The organism is Affinundibacterium fentianense (assembly GCF_018139545.1).
In the GTDB taxonomy this organism is placed as follows: Bacteria; Pseudomonadota; Gammaproteobacteria; order Burkholderiales; family Burkholderiaceae_D; genus Undibacterium; species Undibacterium fentianense.
The window spans coordinates 348,314-371,135 of sequence record NZ_JAGSPJ010000006.1; the positions used below are offsets into that span (position 1 = coordinate 348,314).

Genomic DNA, 22,822 nt, shown 5'->3' on the forward strand with positions numbered 1-22,822 from the left:
ATTGGAGTTTCATTTTGAGTTCCATTTCGAGATTGATTTCGCCGTATTCAGCGAGCTAAGAAGTCATTGCTCGGGGCGCAGCTGGAATTGGATTGATGAGCTGAGATCGGTCATTACAAAGGATCAGTTTTTGTTCGAGGGGTGTCTCAATGGAGAAGGCAACAATGAAAATGCAAGATTTTTACCGCTGTCTCTACTTAACGAGTATTTTTTTGATCACAGCCTGCACTCGGAGCAATGAAGATCTTGTGCCTGCGGCACACAATTCAAGTGGGCAAGTGAGCACGCAAAGTACTTCACCGCTCAGCTATTACGCTGCTGCGCGATTTGCTGAACAAGTCAGTTTTGGCGTTAATCCAGCATTGATCGCCGATCTGCAAAGTGTCGGATACGAAGGATGGATCAATGCACAAATCGCGATGCCGGCGGTGCCCTATACGATACCTCGAGAAGCGTTGAACTTTACAAACCAAGCTGGTGAGGCAGTCGCTTGGCTATACCGCAATAGTGAGTTTTGGGATTCTGCGCTAACTGCTCGCGATCAACTGCGCCAACGTGTGACTTGGGCGATTTTTCAGTACATTCCGGTGAGTATGGGACAAGCGAATGGCAGCATGGAGTATTACAACATGCTACGTCGCAACGCCTTAGGAAATTATGCAACGCTGTTAAAAGAAGTCACGTTGAATCCACACATGGGCTTTTATTTGAATAATGAATTAAATCGCCCAACCTCGCCCCAATGTCTCGGTTGTACGCCAAATGAAAACTATGCTCGCGAGTTACTCCAGCTATTTTCGGTCGGTGTGGTGCAACTGAATCCAGACGGTAGCGTGATTCGTGATGCACAAGGTAAAGTCAAAGAAACGTATACGCAAAAAGACGTGGAAGAATTGGCGCGCGCCCTGACGGGCTGGCGTGCTCCGCCGAATAATACCGGACTGCCGAATCAGAGTTGGCCACATTACGGTCAAGCGATGGTCCCAGAACAAGCGAGTTTTTTACATGACAGTGGTCAAAAGACAGTGATGGGAACTCTCCTTAAATCCGGCATGGGACCTGCCGAAGAATTGGATGCCGTGATTGCGATGTTAATGAAGCATCCGAATACTGCGCCGTTTGTTAGTCTTCGTCTGATTCAGCATTTGGTCGCTAGCAATCCCAGCCCACAATATCTCGCAAGAGTTTCCGCTGTATTCAAGAATAATGGAAAAGGAGTGAGTGGGGATCTAGCCGCAGTGGTGAAAGCAATCTTACTCGATCCTGAAGCGCGTCAAGGCGATCAACTCGGTGGCAATGATCGTCAGTCAGGCTATTTGCGGGAGCCCGTGTTGTGGCTGTCATCGGTTTATCGAGGACTCGGTTGTCAGCATATGACGCGCGGTGTTTGGCAAGGGAATGAATACGTGGATCAGCCACAAAATCAAGCAACCATTTCCCCTCCTAGTATTTTTTCCTACTACCAGGCGGGTGACCGTGCGCCTGGCAGCAATTTGCTGGCGCCAGAGCAACGTCTGTTAAACACACTAGAATTTACTTCACGCCTCGGTGATTTATCTTGGCGTTTTTCGGATACAAATAACCCGAATCATCAGAATAATTTGAAAAATTCGGGATGCAAACTCGATGAGTTGACAGCAGCGTTTGGCATTTCGCCGACAGCCTTTTTAGATCTTCTCAGTAAGCGTTGGTTTCGTGGGGCGATGCCCGCGACCTTGCGCAATAGTTTAACAAGCTTGATGAACGGTGAGCGTTGGGAGTCAAATGAGCAAGGTGCGTTGACGACTTTGCAGTTTGCATTAACAAGTCCAAGTTTTGGAGTGATCAAATGAAACGACGCGCTTTTTTGAAAACCTTGGGATTGCCAGCTTTAAGCGGATTGGGCATCAGTACTTTATATAGTGATACGAATCTCAGCCAAGCCGCGTCGAATGACTATAAGGCCCTTGTTTGTATTTTTCTGAATGGTGGAAATGACGGTCACAATAGTTTGATTCCGACTGATGCTGCCTACAATGACTACAGCAAGTCACGCCCCGATCTGGCGTTACCTAAAGAATCGCTCATCAGTTTAAGCGGAGCCAGTGCGGGGCATAGCTTTGCTGTACACCCTGGTTTAGCGCCACTCGCGTCCTTGTATGACCAGAAGCGACTTGGATGGATTGTGAATGCTGGTCCTTTGATCGCACCCGCAACGGGTGCGCAGGTTATTGATCGTGCGGTTGCTATTCCTCCCTATCTGATGTCGCACAGTGATCAAACTGCGATGCAGCAAGGTTGGGGCGGCGATTTTGATCAAAGTGGCTGGGCTGGACGAGCCTTAGAGCTATTACCTGCTGCTTACTTGAATAAACTAAATGCAGTCACGATGTCTTCGGATCGTACGTTGGTGCTCGGAAAAAATGCAAGTGTTTCGTTTATGTCGCCAGGTGGTGCGCGTTATTGGGGACGCGCTGACCTCGCCTCGCCCCAGACCTATTGGGCACAGGCTTTAAATAATATGGCGAAATTGCAGTTTTCGAATCAATACGAATCGGAATACGCGCGCACCCTAGACTTGAGTGTGAGCGAGTCGACTCTATTGACACAGGTTTTTCTTAAAGCGAGTGAGCCGAAAGCGAATTTCGCAAGTGATGATTTAGCGACGCGTTTGCGGGCTTTAGCGAGTGTTCTTCCCGCGTTTAAAAACATGGGCTACAAGCGCCAGGTGTTCTTAGTCAGCTGGGGCAGCTTCGATACGCATTATGGCCAGCGTGGGAATGATGCGCGTACCCAAGATGCTCAGCTGGCTGTCGTCGGCAAAGCGGTTGCTGCATTTGATCAAGCGATCGTCGCAGCGGGTATGAGTTCGGAAGTGACCACCTTTAGTTTGAGTGACTTTGGACGTACCTTACGCCCAGCCTCCGGCGCTGGTTCAGATCATGCATGGGGCAATCATTGGTTTGTTCTCGGTGGTGCTGTCGCAGGAGGGCAAGTGTTTGGCCAATTCCCATCTTTGGTATTGGGCGGCGTCGAAGACGGAGATCCTGGCAGAGGGGGCCGCCATGTACCCACCACCAGTACCGAACAGGTTGGCGCAAGTCTCATGCAATGGATGGGTTTGCCGGCGGCGCAGTTGTCGACCGTATTCCCAAATCTAAATAATTTTTCACAAAAAACTTTACCTCTGTTTAAAACATAAGCACGATTTTTCAGGAAATTGCTCAGCTCGAGTTGGATGGTTGAGATAGTTTTATAGGCACTGACAAATTGGTATTTGTTTTCTCGACATAAAAAAGGATGAGTGGCATGGCTGACATACGTTTGACGAAAGGTAAAGATGACTATACCCAGCCTATTAGTGAGCGCTACAGCTGGAATAATGTCTTTGGCGATGACGGTGACGACATCATCCGCTCGTATAGCGGGAATGTTTTGGGTGGTCGTGGGAATGACACCATACAGTTTATTCCTATCGAGGGAGAACCATGGTGGCAAGTCGTAGCGGCATACTGGGATGGTGCGCCGGGAAAAATTGTTGTTGATCTTGGCGAGGGCTGGGCATTGGATGGTTGGGGTGGGCGTGACACCTTAATTGGAATCGAAGCCGCTGCAGGAAATTGGTTTGAGAATGAATTTTATGGCAGTAAAAACGCCAACGCTTTTTGGGCTGGAACGGGGAAAAATACTGTCGACGGACGAGAAGGATTTGATGTCGTCAATTTGCCGTGGTTTTCAGATACGGCACCAAAGTGGGATGACTTTACGATTAAAGTCAGCGTAGATGGAAAGAGCGCTACGGTGACCAGTCGCTTGTCGAATCAATTTGTTGCAAGTTTAAGCAATGTTGAAGCACTCACGATTTGGGATGGCGAGATCGAACAACAGCGTTTGCTGACCGAGTTTGTGACCGTGCAAGATCTGGCTGTGGATGGTCTGATACAGGGGCTTGCAAATCGATGGAATGCGTCGTCAAGCGTGGGTAGTGCGGTTGAAGTGAGTTTTAGTTTTATACTCAATGCGACCAGTGCGGGGGGCGAAGTCACGCAATTCCGAACTTTTTCGCCTGCTGAGAGAGACAGCGTGCGAGCGATATTCAAGGAATTGAGTCAATTCACGGGTTTGCAGTTTCGAGAAATTGATGAGTCGTCGGGGCAAGCAGGCAGTATTCGGATGGGAGTCAGTCAACAGTTAAACTCTAAGGGAATGAGTCATTTTCCGGGGGAAGCGGGTGATGCAGCGGGCGACATTTGGATGGACGTCGAGTCGATGCTGAAATTTGCTCCTGGCACAGCGGGATATACCGCGTACTTACATGAACTAGGTCACGCCTTAGGTTTGCGACATACACGGAATATCGACGCTGCCGATCATTACGCAAAAGAAATTCTAAGTGCCTACGATCAAACGAGTTATACAGTGATGTCGCAAAATTACTCGGCCGATGGTCTTTTTCCTGCGACTTGGAGCAATATGGATATCGCCGCACTGCGCTACCTGTATGGAACCAAATCCATCAATACTTCCGATACACGTATTGTCTTGGACAGTAGTTATGCTGCGCAACAAAAGACGATTGTGGATGATGGCGGGATAGACTCGATCGATGCTTCGGCTTCAAAAGTCGGCGTGAGTATGGATTTAATACCGGGTCATTTAAGTAGTTTTGGTGTCACTGCGGATGGGATTCCAGCTGTGAACAATCTTGGCATCGCGGTGGGGAGTGTGATCGAAAATCTGATCGGCTCACAACTCGATGATTTTTTGTTGGGAAATGATGTTGACAACCAATTGACCGGCCAGAATGGTAATGATTGGATCGATGGCGGTAAAGGAATCGATACGGCGATCTTTACCGCAAATCGTGACAGTTATTTCATTACAAGCGCATTTGGCAAGATTTTTGTCGCTGCACGCGATGGATCTTCAGGGTATGACACTTTGCTGAATATCGAGAAGTTGAGTTTTTCAGATCAAACCTTGACGCTAGCGAACAAAGCTTTCGGTTCGGATATGGAGTTGATTGTCGATTTTGGAACGACGCAGAGCGGTCATTTACCAGTGTCGAGTGATCTCTCGGATGGCGAGGCAGTCTACCAACTTTTAAAAGCACCAGAAAGTGGCAGTGTCCAACTTCAATCGAACGGCGCGTACACCTACACGATCAACTCTGCAACTAAGAATTTCGATAGTTTCACCTATTCATTGTCGGATGGAAAAGGGAATACCAATCAATATAAAGTGTTTGTGCAAATTAATTTGGATGCGCATATCGTCAACGGTAGCGCACTGAGTGACAATTTATTGGGAACGAATACGAACGATGTAATGAATGGCCTAGCAGGTGATGATCTCTTGAATGGCGGGGGCGGCAATGATGCGATGGATGGTGGTGCTGGCATCGACACAGCTGTGTATTCGGGCAAATTGGGCGAGTATAAGATCACACGATCGGGCGAATCCTATCAAATCTATTCAAAATTGGGCGTAGATGGCATTGATAGTCTAAGTCAGGTTGAGAAGTTGCAATTTGCGGATATGACCGTGAATTTGATGGTGCAATCGGTTGCCGCGAAAGCACCAACAGCAAGCGTCCAGCGATTGATTGAATTGTACGTCGCCTTTTTTAATCGGGTACCCGACGCCGATGGTATGGTGTATTGGATAGGTGAGATGCAGGCTGGAAAGAGCGTGAATCAGGTTGCTGATATTTTCTATGGTGCTGGCGTGCAGTTCTCAGACCTCACTGGCTTTACGGCAAATATGACAAACACCGCATTCATTAATGTGGTGTACAAAAATGTATTGGGACGCGCAGAGGGAGCCGATGCCGGAGGCTTGAGTTATTGGAATGGAAAACTCGCGGATGGCAGTGAAACCCGAGGCAGTTTGGTTTCAACAATCTTGGATGCTGCCCACAATTTTAAAGGCGATCCAACTTTAGGATGGGTTGCGAATTTACTCGATAATAAAATCGCGGTTGCACGTAGTTTCGCAATTGATTTGGGACTGGGTTATGCGAGTGGGGATGATGCGATAAAACACGGAATGGAAATCGCAGCAGCAGTCACTCCGACGGATGCGCAGACAGCGTTGAAATTGATCGGAATTAACACCGCTGATTTGAGTCTGTATTGAGTCTGTATTGAGTCTGTATTGAGCTTGCTCAGAGCTAGAGAGAGCCTGCTTAATTGAATATACCTTGAAAGCCGCCAAATCAAAGGTATTTTTTCTCACTGTCAACGACTTGCAATCTGGCGACCAATGTAATGTGTGCGTCAGCAGATTGCTTAAGTCGAAACAGAATTTGTGCTTGGAAATGGCGCTTGATTCGCATCGTAAAGTCGATTCAATCGCCTAGGTAACGAATTGTCTAGGATTTACCCTTACTTTTAAGTTTGCACTGGGTAAAATCTTCAGGTTCCTGCCATGCCGCGAAAGTGACGTGTTTTCCTATTTTTTCAAACAGTTGCTTCGCAGTTTTTTTGTCATTTGCGCGGCATGCAAACTTAGCGAAATTATTCAGATTCCACTTGTCGGGAAAGTCTGCTATCAGCGTTTCGAATCCGGCTTTCATTTTCGGCCAATCGGTTTGCCCTGAAATAAACATATCGTCGCTACCGTGCGACCAATGTAAGCGAGCATACATGACGCGCGCCGTTTTTTCATCGAAGCGTTTCAATGTTTCTTGAACAAACTGTTGAAATTCTTGATCGCTTCCTCCCCATTTTTCTGTCATATAAGAAGCTTTGGTGAAGTAGAAATCGTAATAATGGGGAAACTTAGTAATTGCTTCACGATACAGCTTTTCGTAGTTTTCCTCTCTGAGCTCTTCTCTTGCCGCGACTTCCAACATTGCTGAATACCATGCTGGATTATTCCGTTCAGTTGGGGGGATTTGGTTCAGAATATCTTTCGCTTTCTTGGTCCGAGCCCAGTATAGGCGCCACCCTTCTGGTGTCACTTTATAAGCATACCCACTGCCGCGTGCAGACCAAGCATATTCAAGTTCGAATTGGGCAAGCGCAATCTTTGCAGCTGTTTTATATGTTGTCGTGTCATGCCAATCGCGTAGGATTCTACGATAATCCGCCCAGTCGATATCTGAGCGAGGGTGCTTGCAGTCTGATAAGGCGTTTGCAATTCCTTGGTAAAAGCCCATTAGCTTAGGTTGACCATCGCTCGTTAGTGAATCTGCCTTATTCATTTCAGAGATCAGCTGATTCAAACTGTTGAAGTCGCGTTTTTGAATGAGTGCATCCGTTTGCACAGCGATGGCAACAATGGGGCGTTCAATGACTGGAGCGTCGCAAGCAAAGCTAGTTTGACTGAGGAATACACTCAGCGAAAAGACATAGGCGTGCTTAAGTAAGTTATGCAATAAGTTGTGCAATAAGTTGTGCAATAAGTTGAGCAATAAGTTGAGCGTGTTCATAAAGTTGAAGCTTCAATTAAGTGGTGTGCTATGTTCGGGGGGCGATGAAAACGTTAGTATATTGACATGGAGCCTGATGAATGGAAAGGAAAATATCCTCGTCCAATCGGACATTTGTTCAGAAGGCCTCAATGCAAACGGGGCTGCTTGCATCTAGGTCGTCCCGAGTTATCGCTTTCTTTGTTCCTTGCTCTCGACTGAGAAGATTCACGATACCCACAATAATTAATGGGAGAGTTTGAACTTGAGACATGGGTCAAAGTAGAGACGCAAACCAAGAATTTGAACGGTATCGACCTCAACGAACAAAATAATTAAGGCTGCTTGGAATTTTTCTTAATCAAATTGACGTTTGAATTCTGCAAACTGCGTCTTCAGATCTTCGACATTTCGCTTGAGTTCTGCAACTTCGTCTTCTAGCTGATTGATTCGGTCAGCGCGGACTGCTGGCGCTAAGGAATGACTAGTCATGGTCGCTTGTTGTTGTTCGATTGAAGTTTCATCGCAACTAAGGAGATGAGCATAGCGGGGTTCTTTTGTCCCAGGAGAGAGCGTCAGACGCGCTACCAAGGCTGGGTATTTATTCATCAGGAATTCTAGTGCCTTGTCTAATTCTGCAATATCGCGGAATTCGTGCAAGCGTCCGGCGCGACTGCGGATTTCTCCCGCAGTCTGCCAACCACGCAACATCAAAATCACCAATGCTGCGAGCTTGTCCTGTTCAAGCATCCATTTAAGGCGCATGCGGTGTTCATACTTCGCGACGCGCGCTCCTGCTTGATGCGTCACACTGATTAATTTTCGTTGCGCAAGCCGATCAAGTGCTACGGTGACTTCAGCTTCACTCAAAGTCATGACGGGATCGCGGCTAGTCAGTTGATTGCAAGCGTTGAGTAAAGCATTGAGGGAGAGAGGATAGTTGTCGGGTGTGGTCGCTTCTTTTTCGGCAAGAGAACCTAATACCCGAATTTCAACTTCATCCAAAAAGTCCTCGGCTGGATTGTTAGTTTGATTTGACATAGCGTACTTTCTTGAACTAGGGATAGCATTGGAATGTAGAGATTCTAGGCATCATATCTGGCGTGACCTTAAGTTGCCAGTGTCCTACAACGGAAAGTTGTCTTGCGAGAGCGCAGTTCTGGATTCAATGTCCAATTTCAAATGCTAAAGCGCAAGGCGATCAAAGCGAAAATTGCAAGTGATAGGAGCGCAACGATCGATAGAGCAAAACTGCGCCAAACTGCTGACAGGCGACCAAGTTGATAAGTCCCGCGCAAATGATGGAACATATGAATAGGTGGAACACAAATCAAAATCAAACTCGATAGTGCGTACCAGTTAAGAGCTGCAAGCAGTGACGATAACATCATCAACATCGACATGAACGAAAGCGAATGTAAGGAAAAAACAGCATGTTCAAACATCGTATTCTGTCGACGCCAAGCGAATAGCAGCCATAGAAATGGCAGGGAAATTGGCACCAAAAGGAATGCCAGTTTGGACAAGGTATTCTTGAACTTATATAAGGCGAGTTCTGGATTTTGCAATATTTTAGATAGGCTCTTGACGACGAATGGCGTGGCCAGATTTGGCGTGTTTTTTTCTAGATTGAGGCGTACGCTGTCTTCAGAATGGTTATTAAAGGGGCTCTTATCCAAATCAGTTTGATTTTCTAGTTCGTCTTTCGCTGCCTTGAGTTGTTTTAATGTTGATTCTGCTTCAGTTATTTTTGATGCGATGGTTTGGGCTTCTGGTGTGTTAAGTGGCAAGGTATTTCGTTGCTGTTGTAAAACAATGAGAGCGTCTTGTTGCAAGTCGATTTGAGTCTGGAGTGCAGTTTGATTTTTATCCGCATGCATCGCATTCGGCAATGCGCCGCTAGTCAAGTTGAACACAAAGAACATTGAAAAAATGAGAAACAAGAACAAGGCGAGCGGCGAAACATATCGGGTGCGTTGGCCTTGGATATAGTTTCGGGTTAATTCGCCAGGTCGAAGTGTCAGTGCTGGGATCGTGCGCCAAGCTTTGGTATCAAAATGAAATAGGCCATGCAACAATTCTTCGACTAGGTGTAGCAGCGAATGGTGAATATGGATATTTTGCCCACACTCAGGGCAGTAAGATTTTTCAACTTCAGCACCGCAGTTGGCGCAAACTTGCGTGGACAGGTGATTTTTTGAAACACGGGTGGACGTGTTGACTTCATGAATAGGCATAGAGAATTCGACTTCAATCGATATAGTCAAAGAAAAGTTGAGTGGCCTCAGTTGAGGCAATGTAATTTGTAAAAATTGTCCCTATTTCGGCTGCATCGTTGCATCGAAAGATCGTATCAGCGTGTTCGATGTCAAGCGCGATCCTTATCGGGTTCTTTTTGCGAAGGCTATTGCAATGGGAATGTGAAAGTAAAGCCTTCTGCTAGTGGTTCATTCAGCGTTGAGCGGAAACCGCCTTGGTCGCCTCCTTCAAAACGGATAGTCCCGCCGGGTGTATAACTGAGAAAATCGACGACAAAGGTTCTAAGGTCTGGCAGCCAATAGCTTGATTTCACTATGTAGTTACCAGACATCACAAAATCAGGTCGCATATCGCGATCAAAGGTGATGCGAATGCTCGGCGCACTGCCGCTGGTAAAAGTTGGGCCACTAATAATTTTGCTGTAGCCTGTGCTGTTGTTGTCTTCTTTCGGAAAGGTATAGCTGACTGACTCGCCCAAAGCTTCGTTTGCAGTCGAGCGGAAGCCGCTATTCGTGCCGCCTTCAAAGACAATTTTTCCACCTGGTGTAAAACTCGCTAAGCTGATAACAAACGTTTTTTTGTCGGCAGTCCAAGTATTCGACTTGGGAATATAGTCACCCGTCACAGTAAATCCTGGACCCATTGTACGGTCAAAAGTGACACTGATTTGCGGATTGCTACCTCCCGTAAAAGTTGGGCCCTGAATGACTTTGGCGACACCGAGATTTCCCGGGTTATCACCTTGCGGAAAGCGATAGACAAACATGACTTTCATCGGAACGTTGTTGGTGCCAACAAAGCCGGGCGTGCCATCAGCATTTGCACCCATTAGATTGATCGTGCCGCCCGCTACAAAATTGAGGAGCTCGACTACAAAGCTGCGTTTATCGGATTTCCAGTAGGCCTTTTTTAAGTTGAAGTTTCCGTCGAGTGCGTAGCTAGCGTTCATATCGCTATCAAATTGAAATTCCAAAATAGGGTTGGGGCCCTCAGTGAACTTCACGGGATTCGCAATCACAGGAGGATCCATTAAATGGGCTGGATCTTTTGGGAAATAGAAAGTCACATTCTCTTCCATCGGGATGTGATCAACCGAAGCGAAAGCCGGGTTGCCATCGGTACCGGTCCCATAGAAGATCACTTTGCTGTTCGGCGTGTACTTATTTATCTCCATAAAAAAGCTACGTTTATCGCTACGCCAACCGGTCTTTCCAAGTTCGTAGCTGCCCTCGGTTTGATAGCCCACATCCATGTCACGATCAAATGTGAGCTCTAACAAAGACGGGTTGCCAAGTGTGAAGCGAGGACTGCCAATTAATCGTGGTGCCAGACTATTTGGGTCAGCTGTTAGACCTATGCTTTTAAACAAGGCTTTTGCGGCGTCTGCCGAATTGGGTAAGACTGCCGCAGCGATGGCCATCGTCTTGTTTAAGGATTCTTCGGGTTTGATATAGGTGATTCCTTCGCTTATGGCGAACTCGGCTGCCACTGCGTATTTGTTGTCTAATAGTCGTGGTACCCAACCGAACTCAACGTGATTATTGAAACTATGGGCGACATTCAGAATAGTTAAAATTAGACCGCCTTTACTAGTCTTTCCAGTATCGAGCTCACCCGCCCAGTAATTCACGTCTTCCGCTGGTGGTGCCGTTGCGCCGAATCGTCCGAGTACGTTTTTGTAAATGATCCGGACAAAATCAGCATGGCTCATTTGTGCTGAATAACCTGTTTGCGCGCTGTACTGAATGGCAGCGTTGTAGAAAATATCTGCAATCTCAGGGATGGATTTGCCAGCGCGTTTTTCGTTGATCCAATACGCTAGCCCTTCGGCATCGGGGACGCGATTGAAAAAAGCGATATACAGTTCGACTAAAATTTTAAGATCGCTCTCGGCAATGCTCGTGCTAATGTCCTTGAGTGTGGTTGTTAATTTGACGTCAGTAAACTGGAAAGTAGTCGTCGCGAGCGGGTAGGAATTGATTTGTCCTGTTTTCTTATTCCGCAGTTGAAATAGTGTCGAGGTTTTGACTAACTCAAAGTCACTCCGTAGGCCGTCTAAATTGATGGTTGTTGCGTTACTTGGGGCCGGCTGAAAACTGCGGCTCGACGATCCTATGTCGTCGTGGTTCCCACCGCATGCGCACATTAAACTGAAAAGAAAAAATGTTATGAATGCCCGCAGTGCATTGAATTGGTTCATAGCGATGATGATCGGTTAATTTGATGCGAAGGGAGAGACTGACTTGATCGTTAGAAAGTTATTTTCGGTATAGAAAATAATTCCAAGAAAGGCAATATACATGATTTTCTAACATGCTTCTACTGCGATCGTGATCATTTGTTGTAGGCGTTGCTGGGGCGATTGAAAAGCATTCGAGTGCAACCATCAAATCTGTTGAGAGCCAATGTGTCATAAAACAAAGCGCATCAATTCCCTTGAATTCTAAACGCGGAGAATTGATGGACGCTTTACCATGACAAACTTCCCTGTCTTTATGGGATTGATTGTGTGGTTCCGCTGTTTAAGGTTGGCGCTGTTGTATGACTCTGGCGAGAGTGATCGGCATTTGTAGGGTGGAGCGCTGCGGATAACTCGACTAAACGTATCCATTCAGCACGACGTCCAAAGTGATCGTGGTCTGCTGCCGACCGAGCCAGCGCCAGGATTTGTTCTGGTCCGAAATCCCCGATTAAACTGCTTCCGCGTAGCCACTGTGCCCAAGCAGCCACAGCTGTGGCAAATCGAAAGTCTTGATCCGCCAGATTGATCGCCTTCACGGCTCGATCAGCAAGTATAGGTATTTCAATTAATTCACTGCGATGTTCCCGAACTTGTTTATAGCGTAGTTTCAGCCACGCCAGTTCGTTCGCATTGCCGTCAGCGTGGTTTTCTTTGGCCTTCGTGTCATTGGCGCGATAGCGCAACGTGTCTCGATGTCCCTTTGCTCCTTTTAGACTGATTTCGTATAGGGCTGTCACGGTATGTCCCGCGCCAATATCTGCCGCGTCGACTTGATCGTCATTGAATTGTTCGTGATTTAAGGCGCGTGCTTCATAGCCAATCAGGCGATACTCTTGCACCAGTGCGGGATTAAATTCTATTTGAAGCTTTAAATCCTGCGCAATGGTTGACAGCGTCGAAGTGAATTCATTGACAAGAACCTTGTGTGCTTCTTGGAGGCTATCGAGATAGTGGTAGCTGCCGTCACCATTGTCGGCAAGTTTTTTCATGAGTGCTTCATTGTAGTTGTCGTCGCCGACGCCCAATGTGCTTAGACTAATGCCTGTTTTGCGCTCCCGTTCGACCAGTGCCTTGAGCTCATCCTGATTGGTGACACCGATATTGAGATCACCGTCGGTCGCCAATAGGACGCGATTAATCCCGTTTGGAATGTAGGCTGAGTGCGCCTGTGCATAGGCTAATTTGATTCCCGCTGCGCCATTGGTTCCCCCGCCAGCGCTGAGTTGATCGATTGCGAGCTTAATTTGGTGTTTTTGATCGCCCGGTGTTGCTGCTAATGCGAGCCGAGTTCCATTGGCATAAGTCACCAAGCTGACGCGATCTTGTGGACGTAATTGTGCCGTTAGTAATTTGAGCGCACTCTTGATTAAAGGTAAGCGTTCTGATGATGCCATCGAGCCCGAGACGTCCACTAAGAAGACGAGGTTTGCGGACGGCAGGCTTTCTTTGGCAAGATCTTTACCTTTGATGGCGATTCGTACAAGTTGATGCGCGGAATTCCATGGCGAAAGACTTAATTGGGTGTGTACGCTAAAAGGGTGCGGCGCATCTTTGCTTGGTAACGCGTAGTTATAAGAGAAATAGTTGATTAATTCTTCGGCGCGGACGGCATCGGGTGGAGGCAGCTGACCTTGCTGGATGAATCGTCGGACATTGGCATAACTGCCAGTATCGACGTCTGCACTAAAAGTGGAAAGTGGCTCTTCGCTAACCAGTTTCCAGTTATTTTCTTTGTAGCTTGGATACTTCGCCGTACTGGAAGTTGGGTACTGATGGGAATCGAAGTCAGCCTTCACTTTTGCCATTGCGTTCGTTGGGTTTGGCGAGCCGCTTGGCGGAATATACGGTGGCGGTGCTACCGGCATCTCCATAGCAAGTTCCATTGGGCTTTGCAATGCAATTGGGGAGGGTGGCGATTCAGTGATTGTCTTTGCATGGATGATGATGTCTGACTCGGTACTAGGATTGGATTGCGTCTCGTGCGCCGTGTCTATTTTGCTCGAGAAACTGCAGGCGTTGACGGCCAGCCCAATTAGGCATACCCAAGCGAAACGCGCTGCTAACTTTGCTTGATCGATGTGAGATGTGAGAGATTGCATGGTGATTTCCTTGTGAAGTAATGCTTGCAAATTGATGGCAATACCTATTCGCACTTATGGTTGGTCAAGGGTCCAAACATATTGAAGTTTTGCCCAAGATTTTTCAGGGATGCCATCGACGCTACCGGGCTTGAATTGACATAAACTCAAGCCTTGAATTGCGGCTTTATCGAGAACGCGCGAGCCGCTCGATTTTTCAACCTTGCCTTCCAAAACCCGACCGTCTGCACCAATTAGCATCGCAAGGTGCACGATGCCTTCTTCACCATTGCGGATAGAACTCGATGGGTAGTCAGGCTTAGCACAAGCATGCGCATCGACTTGTGCGGCAATACGAATGGGCGCGCGTGGCGCGATGACGTCGGTTTTGCCTGTCATTAACTCAGTAGTGCCACCTGAGCCAGTTTCTATTTGTTCACCCGGATCGCGCCTCTCGGTCGTGATGCTGGGACCGGAATTGATTTGTGTTAGTGGTGGCGGTTCGATCAAAGTCGGCAAAGGCATCGTTTTTGGTGGTTCTCGCAGGGGCTCGGGCGCAGGTTGCGGCGGCATAGGCTCGATTGTTGCGAGTTCGATAATGCGCGCTTGTCGAAAATCGATGACATTGGTTGCCTGTAAACCGAGACCAATCGCTGCGGCGTGCAGCAATGCAGCAACCGTCAGTGAGGTCAGTTTTCTTTTGGGAATTTGTTCATAGCTTTGCGTAGTCATCTTGTGCTCCTTAGTAGATAGGGATCTGGCGACCAAACAGACTTCACAATGAAGGAATACATGGGGCCTACGAGGGGCTGTACACATCATCGATTTGCGTGTTTGTGGAATCATGTTATGCTAGTAACTAGCAAAAATAAAGGAATATTTTTTATTTTTAATTGCTTTTAAATGACATTAATAGTTGCTATTAAAATTTATCCTTCTAAAACAATGACTTGAATTGCAATGCGATCACTCCACTTTGCGTGTCGTTTTGTATGAAATGTCGCTCTTGATAAGTTTTTGGTTCATTGGTGATTGAGTGATTTCAGTTGATTGTGAACATACAATTGCTATTTACTAGTAAAATTGTGGTGAGCGTAGAGCATGAGATCAAGCTGGGCTAAACGAGTCGGATTCATAGCGATTCGCCTGACTGGGTTGCTTACGTGGGAATGAAGGACTTTTAATAGAGAAGAGTGTATGAGCCAGATGATTCGAGTCTTATTAGCCGATGATCACCCTATTGTGATGACAGGTTTTGCGATGTCACTCAGTGCCGAGGGTGTCAATGTGGTCGGGCAGGCGAAAACTCCGCAGGAGGCTGTGCAGCAATTTGAGGCATTGCGCCCTGATGTCGTGGTTTTGGATATTCGTTTTGGCGCAGAGATGACAGGCCTTGATGCGGCACGACAAATCATGGAAAAGCATCGCGAAGCCCAGATCGTGTTTTTGAGTCAATTCGATCAAGATGCTTTGATCAAAGAGACTTATCGGCTTGGCGCAAAAGCGTTCGTGACCAAGGATTGTGATCCAGCAGAATTGGCGGTTGCGGTACATCGAGCGAGCCAAGGAGAACTGTATTTCATGCCGCATATCGCTGAACGCTTAGCAAACCTGTCGGTGCGCGGCGATGCCTCACCGCAAACCTTGTTAGATGAGCGTAGCTTAGCGATTTTTAAGTTGATGGCAGAAGGACTAACCAATGTCGAAATTGCAGAGAAACTCGATCTCTCGCAAAAAACGATTAGCAATATCAGTCAAGCAGTGAAAGAAAAATTAGGAATCCATCGTCCTGCATTAATCACCAAGCTTGCTGTTAAACATGGCCTGATCGAGCCTTAGGTAATATGCATACTGACACCCAACAAGCTTCATGGCACCGTTTTTTTTGGTTTCTAAGATGGCGTAGCTGGAGCATCCGTACGCGATTGATGGTGATCGCCGTATTTCCAGTCTTTTATCTGTTTTTTTCTTTACTCTCTTATTCCTATTTCGCGCGCTTGAGAGAAGTCGAAGATGAGTTGAATGCTCGCGCAAAAACCATCACCACGGCGCTTGCAGACGGTGTTGAATACAATTTGATCGCTGGAAATGTACAGGGTATCAAGCAAATGATCTATGGCGTCATTCAATCGGATCAGAATGTCTATCGGATTGATATTGTGGACGCCAATAAGGTCGAGATGAGTCACGTTGAAAATGCGGGGCGGGCAAAGCCAGAAGTGAAATTTGTCGAGCTGCCCGTTAAGCGTCACATGGTTTGGGTGAATTTACATACCGAGAATCACGAACGGTATGAGCTTGCCCAAAGCAAGGAAAAAGCCCAAACGATTCTGGGGTATGTTCGTGTAACCATGACGAGAACCTATTTGCTCGATAAGCAGCGCTATCGATTCTCGATCGAATTATTGATGTCTTTGCTCGCGCTCGCTGCAAGCGGATGTTTGGCATGGTATTTGTCTAAGGGATTGACTAGTCCTTTGCATGCAGCAATTGAGGCTCTGAAGGATATCAGTGCGGGACGCACAAACACCCAAATTCCGCTGACGCATGGGGGGGAGGTCGGTGAGTTACAGCGTTCCTTGAATGAGATGGCTCGCAGCTTGCATCAGTCGCAGACACTGCTAGAGGATACGGTTGTCGAGCGCACCAAAGAGCTCACCGAATCTCGCAATCAAGCACTCAAAGCAGACGCGGAAAAGCGACGCTTAATTCATAAGGTTAACGCGATAGTTGAAAATGAACGACAAAGTATTGCTGTGGAAATTCACGATGAACTGAATGCTTCGTTGATCGCGGTGCGACTAGAGGCAGAGCGCATTGCAAAAATGGCGAGTCGAGTCGAAGTAAATGGTGACCACGCACCAATTTTCTTAGAAATACAAGAGCGGGCAAAATCAGTTGTTAAACTGGCGCTAGATCTGTATGCCAATGGGCGCAATTTGGTTCGCCGCCTACGACCTGAAGTTCTCGATATGTTGGGATTAGAAGGCGCAATTGAAGAGATGCTGCGCCTATATAATGCTGGACATGAGGCCTGTCATTTTGAATTCACCACAGAAGGTGAATTGACGCAATTAGACGCAGATTTGGCAATTTCCGTATATCGGATTGTGCAAGAGGCTTGTTCGAATATTTTAAAGCATGCTGAGGCTACCCAAGTTTCAATAAAACTGACTCGATGTTTCGAGCCCACGCAGTTATGTATTGAGATAAAAGACAATGGAGTTGGTTTCGATCCAGAGCAGGCCGTCGCTGGAATCGGTATTTCGGGCATGCGCGAACGGGTTTTGGCATGGGGTGGCGAATTTCAATTGCGTAGTGAAGTTGGGCAAGGAACCGAGATTCGGATCTCCTTGCCTGCAACTTAAGACCCACTCCTTAGAGTTTTGATTAGCGACCGCGCGCGCACATGGCTAATGATGTGCTCGTTCACCTCTACTTCGATGGGGACTATTTTTCTAGTGTGATTGTCTGACATCTTGAGAATACAGCGCCGTCGGACTTAAGTTTGGTTTCGTTTTGCGCATCCACTGTATCGTCAAATGGAATAGGGTAAAAATTAGGCATAACACGAGGAGAAATTTTGTTGTCTTGTCGCTGACCTCGCTTAGTAATATTGGCCCATCAACAATAGTCCAAAGAATGACGCTTGATGTCAGCAAACTCAAGGTCAACTCGAATTGACGGAGTCGATTGCTCCATCGACCTTGTATCATGACGGCGATGAAAAACGGGACATTCAGCGTGATAAGAATGAATAGTGGACCTGCTTGGCGTTGCAGAAAAGACTCGCTGTAGGTTAAGGCGGCGTAAGCCGCGGGTGCTGCTTTGCCATTCCAAAAGAAATCCAATATCCAAGTAGGTTGGATCAAAATGATGATCCCGCAAAGCATGCCGACAATGGCGAAAGCAAGACTAAGGCGCCCGCCGACGATGCGATCTGGGTCACTTGGTTTCCAGTTGGACGACCGAGGCCAACGTTTTTTGACCCAAGACGCGATGGCAAAACTGGTAACTAGTGCGCCTGGCCACCACAGTGAAGGAATGACCGTTCCGCCCCACCATTTAACGAGTAGTTGCAACACATTGTTTGGCGCTGAACTTAATTGTTGCCAACTTGTTAGGAGTCCTAGTGACCAAATGATCAGCAATCCAATGATGCTTAGGCGGATGAAACGGGGGCCATCGCTTGGTTCAATGACTGTGAAGTTGGGGCGATATCGGGCGGCAACCTCGTGAGGATGACCAAATTCGCGGAGTAAATTCATCACGGCTGTGGTGTCGGAAAGGTCGACGGCGCCTTCGGTTTTCGCGTGGTGTTCTTCCTGCAAAAGCACGCGAAGTTCAAACGCGACATCATTGCGCATGCCGCGCGGTAGATGCGCTGCGACGTCGCGGACATAAGATTCAATTATTTGATTCGGATTCATTTAAACTTCCTTTAACAATCGTCCCATCACCTCATTCATGGAATGCCATGAAGAGCTGAGCTGATCGAGTAATCGCTGGCCATCCTCATTTAATGCGTAATAGCGACGCGGTGGCCCTCCGTCAATTCTCCACTCACTTTTGAGTAAGCCTTGTGTCTCCAAACGTCGCAGCAAGGGATAAAGCGTGCCTTCTTCGATGTTCATCCCTTGGCTTGTCAATGCTTGTCTTAACTCGTAACCGTAACGAGGCTCGCGGAGTTGAGACAACGTCGCCAGGACGACGACACCGCGCCTTAATTCAAGTTCGAGTTTGTTAAAATGATCTGTTGTACCCATGTGGTGCACTGTACTGTGTGTTGCACAGTAAAGCAAGAACTTTTTTCCATTTTCTTTCCTCGTGTTTTATAAAGTAGGCAGGGATTAACTTGGTTTTCACTCAATCGTCGGAGGGAAAATGCGCTGTACAATCCCGCACTGGTCACCTTTTTGGTCTAGCTAGCTTTGCAATTTTGCGTAGATTAACAATCGCGATGGAAACGAAGCTGTTGCACTTAAGTTAATAATGAGTTGAGATCGATGCTGGTGAATTTTGAGATCGGAATGTCGTGGTAATCAGATAAGCGTGTGCAAGCGATACGTAGGGTTTTGTTGAAAATCCGTACTTAGTCTTGCGAGTGTTTGGTAGAACATTGAAATAAATAAGGAGATGACGATGTTGAGTGGAACTTGTCTATGTGGCGCCGTGAATTGGCGATTTCCGTATCTTCCCGACGGCGCAACCGCGTGCAATTGCACAGCGTGCAGGCGGTACGGTGTTCTGTGGGCCTATGATTATGAGAATGCGGTAACCGGAGCCAAGGGAGGAACTGGAGGAACTGGAGTAACGGGTGGCATCGTCGTGACTGGCCGCACGCAGACCTATGTACGCGGAAAAGCATTGGAGTTTCATTCGTGTCCAGTATGTTCTTGTGTTACCCATTGGCGTGGCTTACAACTCGACGAACTTGGACGACGCCGGTTGGCGGTGAACTTGCGCTTGGCCGAGCCCGCCGAGGTGGCGCAGATACCCATCGATCATTTTGATGGATTGATCAGTTTCGAGGATTTGCCGCGCGATGGAAAATGTGTTGCTGACTATTGGTTTTAAAACCTGCTGGGAAAAACATCGATCAATAGACGTGTAGGTATCGCTGGTTCAGTGAATGGTATTGGGGAATAGAGAGATGAAGCAAACTCAATTTGGAGTCTATGTGGCGGCTACGATTGCCATAATAGGCGTCTTGATTCATGTTGTCGCATTATTTGCTGGACCAACTTGGTATGCGTTTTTTGGTGCGCCGCCGAGTATTGTCGAGTCGGCACGTCAAGGTACTTGGCTCGCACCAGTTAGTGGTGCGGTAATCGCCTTACTGATGGGAATCTGTGCGCTGTATGCTTTGTCAGCCCTTGGGCATATTCGACGCTTGCCACTTTTGCGGACGGGTTTGATTGGGATGGCATGCATTTGTTCTTGTCGCGCGCTGATATTGTGGCCTTTGATGTTGAGCCACCCCGAGCTGCGCAATACGTTTGAAATAGTTGCCGCGCTTGTTTGGGGCGCCGCTGGGTTCGGTTTCTTTTGCGGTTTTCGCCTTGTTCATCAAAGTTTGCTGAGTCGGGGCGATGCGAATTAGTTGCTCATATTTGTGGTCGGATATTCAAATGGCTGGAACTTAACATTCTGTAACAGGTCGGAACAACATACCGTTACAAAAAACGTCGTAGAAACAGCGGAAAGTCAGGCTTGAGCGGATGTGGGAAATCCCAACAAGTGATATGCTGCTAGCCTATGATCGTGCTAGATATCGGTCCCCATCTATGATTGGTCAGCGCGATTAGTCAGATTTGCGTATTAGTAAGAAATATTAGTAAGAAATATTAGTAAGAAATATTAGTAAAAACTATTCGTATGTAGATATGAGAAAAAGTGGTGTTGATTACACTTAAAAAGACAGTATGGTGTAATTGTTGTTATACGAATACTTGGAGAAAGACGATGAAGAAAACCTTGATTGGAATGGCAATTGCCATCGCGGTATCCGCTCATTTTGCCACCGCTGAATCAAGTTCAGTGGTGCTCGCCAACGCCGCTGATAACACTAAAGTGAGCCAAGCTGTGGCTCCTCTGAATTTTCAGCCGCTACCACAACAAATCCAAGCCGCCAATATGACGGCCGAATTTTTCACCCGGTTTCACTATAAGGCCATGCCTTTAGATGACGCCATGTCAGAAAAGATCTTTGATCGCTATGTTAAGTCACTTGATGGTGACAGAATTTTTTTCTTGCAGTCCGACATTGATCAATTTTCGGCAGCCCGTGACAAATTAGATGATGCGATTCTTGGACAGGATTTGCGTACGCCTTTTGAGATGTTTAATCTCTACCACAAGCGTTTCAAGGAACGTCTGACTTACGCGCGTGAGTTGCTGAAGACGGATTTCGATTTTACACAAAAAGAAGGCTATCGCTATCAGCGCGAAAAAGAACCTTGGCCGCAAAGCGAAGAACAAATGCGAGATTTGTGGCGTCAACGTGTCAAGAATGACTGGCTGCGTCTCAAATTAGCAGGGAAAGATCCCGCCGCAATTCGGACAACTTTAGAAAAACGTTATGAAACGACTTTGACGCGGATGAACAAGTTGAAGAGCGAAGATGTTTTTCAACTGTTTATGAACGCATATGCGATGTCAGTCGAACCGCATACCAACTATCTTGGACCAAAGGCAGCGGAAGATTTTGATATCTCTATGCGTTTGTCTATGACAGGCATTGGCGCGACTTTGCAAGATAGAGATGAAATGGCGACCGTACGGGAATTAGTACCTGGTAGCCCAGCTGCTTTGTCCGGTAAGTTGAAAGTGGGTGACCGGATTGTTGGTGTCGGCCAAGGGGCGAATAGTACACCTGTTGATGTGATGGGGTGGCGTTTGGACGATGTAGTCAAATTGATCCGGGGTCCGAAAGATACGACTGTCTTGTTAGATGTATTACCTGCTGATGCTGGTCCCGATGGCGCACACAAAACAGTTTTGCTGGTCAGAAATAAGATCACCCTTGAACAACAGGCCGCAAAAAAATCGATTCAAGAAGTCAAAACAGCAGAGGGTACGCGCCGTATTGGTGTGATTGCGCTGCCGACTTTTTACCAAGATTTCGACGCGCGTCGCCGTGGCGATAAAGATTTTAAGAGCGCGACACGGGATGTCGCCAAATTATTGGCGGAGTTGAAAAAGGAAAAAGTCGATAGTGTGTTAATCGATTTACGTGACAATGGCGGTGGTTCATTGAATGAGGCAGTTGAATTAACCAGTTTGTTCATCGGAAAAGGTCCTGTTGTACAGCAGCGCAATTCGCAAGGGAAAATCCATGTCGAAAATGATAGTGCAGGCGTAATTGCGTGGGATGGACCTATGGGCGTGATGATCAATCGAGGCTCCGCGTCTGCGTCCGAGATTTTTGCCGCAGCGATTCAAGATTATGGTCGCGGTCTGATTATCGGTGAAAACAGCTTTGGCAAAGGCACAGTCCAAACTGTAATCAGCTTAGATCAAATGGCGCGTAGCGAAAAGGCGCAGTATGGCGACCTGAAGATGACCGTCGCGCAGTTTTTCCGTGTGAACGGTGGCACCACGCAATTACGTGGTGTGACGCCTGACATTGCTTATCCTAGTTTCACAGATGCGGACAGCTATGGTGAATCAAGCTATGACAACGCATTGCCATGGGTGCAAATTAAACCAGCGAATTATCATGCTTTGGGAAATTTAAAAGATATCCAGGGGATGTTACAAGTACGTCACGAGCTGCGCATCGCAAAAGATAAAGAATTCCAATTCATCAAAGAGGATGTCGCGGAATTCAAAAAGCAAAAAGAAAAGAAAGAAATTTCTTTGAATGAAGAAGAGCGCCGCGCAGAACGTGATGCTCGCGAGAAAAAAATTAAGGATCGTGAAGCGATTCGCGCTAGCCTAGAAGGTAAAGTGAAAACCAAAGGTGATGCGAGCAAATTAGCGACCCAAGATGATGGTTTGCAAGGCAGTGAACGTAGCCTCGCCTCCGAATTGGCAGCAGAAAAAGCCAGTAAAGAAGCGAAAGATGTGTTGTTGATTGAAGCCGCACACATATTGAGCGACGAAATTGAATTGCTGAAGTCGAGCAAACGTCTCGCTGATAAAACGATCTCGCGCGCGAGCGTAAAGAGTAAAGAAGTCGAGTAAAACTGAAGGACGGAAAGTCGTATCGCGATGACTGGGCAAGATTGTTTTGCGTATTGACCAAGTTGCTTGCCTTAAAATTGAGATACACCTCAGAGTGCGCAAGTTTTGAAATCGATATGTCGAGTTGAATGAAGTATCGACAGAAGACGCTTGTTGTTTGTG

Annotated in this window: 16 protein-coding genes; 8 read left to right on the forward strand and 8 right to left on the reverse strand. The window is 47.1% G+C overall.

All coding sequences use genetic code 11. The annotated features are described in order from the left end of the window. Positions 1 to 164 precede the first annotated feature (164 nt). The 3 genes from KDM90_RS15220 (at position 165) to KDM90_RS15230 (ending at position 6,117) form a co-directional block, all read left to right on the forward strand. Positions 165 to 1,832 (forward strand): DUF1800 domain-containing protein, encoded by a 1,668-nt coding sequence (locus tag KDM90_RS15220; protein ID WP_212676468.1) that lies wholly within the window; start codon positions 165 to 167, stop codon positions 1,830 to 1,832. Further along, positions 1,829 to 3,181, forward strand: coding sequence for a DUF1501 domain-containing protein (locus KDM90_RS15225; RefSeq protein WP_212676469.1), 1,353 nt, complete (start codon positions 1,829 to 1,831; stop codon positions 3,179 to 3,181). The genes KDM90_RS15220 and KDM90_RS15225 overlap by 4 nt, the downstream gene beginning before the upstream one ends. A gap of 107 nt (positions 3,182 to 3,288) precedes the next feature. Next, complete coding sequence (locus KDM90_RS15230; protein ID WP_212676470.1) at positions 3,289 to 6,117, forward strand: DUF4214 domain-containing protein; 2,829 nt, start codon at positions 3,289 to 3,291, stop codon at positions 6,115 to 6,117. 235 nt (positions 6,118 to 6,352) lie between these two features. Here KDM90_RS15230 and KDM90_RS15235 read toward each other — a convergent pair whose 3' ends face one another. The 6 genes from KDM90_RS15235 to KDM90_RS18060 all read right to left on the reverse strand — a co-directional run bounded on the left by KDM90_RS15235 (position 6,353) and on the right by KDM90_RS18060 (position 14,704). Further along, positions 6,353 to 7,414 (reverse strand): hypothetical protein, encoded by a 1,062-nt coding sequence (locus KDM90_RS15235; RefSeq protein WP_212676471.1) that lies wholly within the window; start codon positions 7,412 to 7,414, stop codon positions 6,353 to 6,355. A gap of 336 nt (positions 7,415 to 7,750) precedes the next feature. Beyond that, positions 7,751 to 8,434, reverse strand: a complete 684-nt coding sequence (locus tag KDM90_RS15240) for a YceH family protein (protein ID WP_212676472.1) — start codon at positions 8,432 to 8,434, stop codon at positions 7,751 to 7,753. Positions 8,435 to 8,571: 137 nt separating this feature from the next. Further along, entirely contained in the window at positions 8,572 to 9,630 is a 1,059-nt protein-coding gene (locus KDM90_RS15245) for a DUF3667 domain-containing protein (RefSeq protein WP_212676473.1), read from the reverse strand. 167 nt (positions 9,631 to 9,797) lie between these two features. Further along, positions 9,798 to 11,852: a DUF4214 domain-containing protein gene (locus tag KDM90_RS15250; RefSeq protein ID WP_212676474.1), complete on the reverse strand. Its 2,055-nt coding sequence runs from the start codon at positions 11,850 to 11,852 to the stop codon at positions 9,798 to 9,800. 293 nt (positions 11,853 to 12,145) lie between these two features. Beyond that, the gene (locus KDM90_RS15255) at positions 12,146 to 13,993 is read right to left on the reverse strand and encodes a vWA domain-containing protein (protein ID WP_212676475.1); all 1,848 of its coding nucleotides are present in this window, start codon (positions 13,991 to 13,993) and stop codon (positions 12,146 to 12,148) included. A gap of 54 nt (positions 13,994 to 14,047) precedes the next feature. Beyond that, a complete protein-coding gene (locus KDM90_RS18060) occupies positions 14,048 to 14,704 on the reverse strand; it encodes an energy transducer TonB (RefSeq protein ID WP_230409830.1) in 657 nt (218 codons plus the stop codon). Positions 14,705 to 15,169: 465 nt separating this feature from the next. Here KDM90_RS18060 and KDM90_RS15265 point away from each other — a divergent pair, with 465 nt between their 5' ends. Beyond that, positions 15,170 to 15,811 (forward strand): response regulator transcription factor, encoded by a 642-nt coding sequence (locus tag KDM90_RS15265; RefSeq protein ID WP_212676476.1) that lies wholly within the window; start codon positions 15,170 to 15,172, stop codon positions 15,809 to 15,811. A gap of 5 nt (positions 15,812 to 15,816) precedes the next feature. Further along, positions 15,817 to 17,340: a sensor histidine kinase gene (locus KDM90_RS15270; protein ID WP_212676477.1), complete on the forward strand. Its 1,524-nt coding sequence runs from the start codon at positions 15,817 to 15,819 to the stop codon at positions 17,338 to 17,340. Positions 17,341 to 17,430: 90 nt separating this feature from the next. On the opposite strand, the gene KDM90_RS15275 is transcribed toward KDM90_RS15270, so the two are convergent. Both KDM90_RS15275 and KDM90_RS15280 read right to left on the reverse strand, forming a co-directional pair. Then, positions 17,431 to 18,402, reverse strand: a complete 972-nt coding sequence (locus KDM90_RS15275; protein ID WP_212676478.1) for a hypothetical protein — start codon at positions 18,400 to 18,402, stop codon at positions 17,431 to 17,433. Further along, complete coding sequence (locus KDM90_RS15280) at positions 18,403 to 18,738, reverse strand: PadR family transcriptional regulator (protein ID WP_212676479.1); 336 nt, start codon at positions 18,736 to 18,738, stop codon at positions 18,403 to 18,405. Between the two features lie 376 nt (positions 18,739 to 19,114). On the opposite strand from KDM90_RS15280, the gene KDM90_RS15285 reads away from it, so the two are divergent. From KDM90_RS15285 to KDM90_RS15295, 3 genes are all read left to right on the forward strand, one after another. Beyond that, the gene (locus KDM90_RS15285) at positions 19,115 to 19,549 is read left to right on the forward strand and encodes a GFA family protein (RefSeq protein ID WP_212676480.1); all 435 of its coding nucleotides are present in this window, start codon (positions 19,115 to 19,117) and stop codon (positions 19,547 to 19,549) included. Between the two features lie 76 nt (positions 19,550 to 19,625). Then, on the forward strand, positions 19,626 to 20,075 hold the full coding sequence (locus KDM90_RS15290; protein ID WP_212676481.1) for a hypothetical protein: 450 nt from the start codon (positions 19,626 to 19,628) through the stop codon (positions 20,073 to 20,075). A gap of 362 nt (positions 20,076 to 20,437) precedes the next feature. Further along, positions 20,438 to 22,660 carry a carboxy terminal-processing peptidase gene (locus tag KDM90_RS15295; protein ID WP_212676482.1) on the forward strand — a complete coding sequence of 741 codons (2,223 nt, stop codon included), beginning with the start codon at positions 20,438 to 20,440 and terminating at the stop codon, positions 22,658 to 22,660. The last annotated feature ends 162 nt before the right edge of the window (positions 22,661 to 22,822 follow it).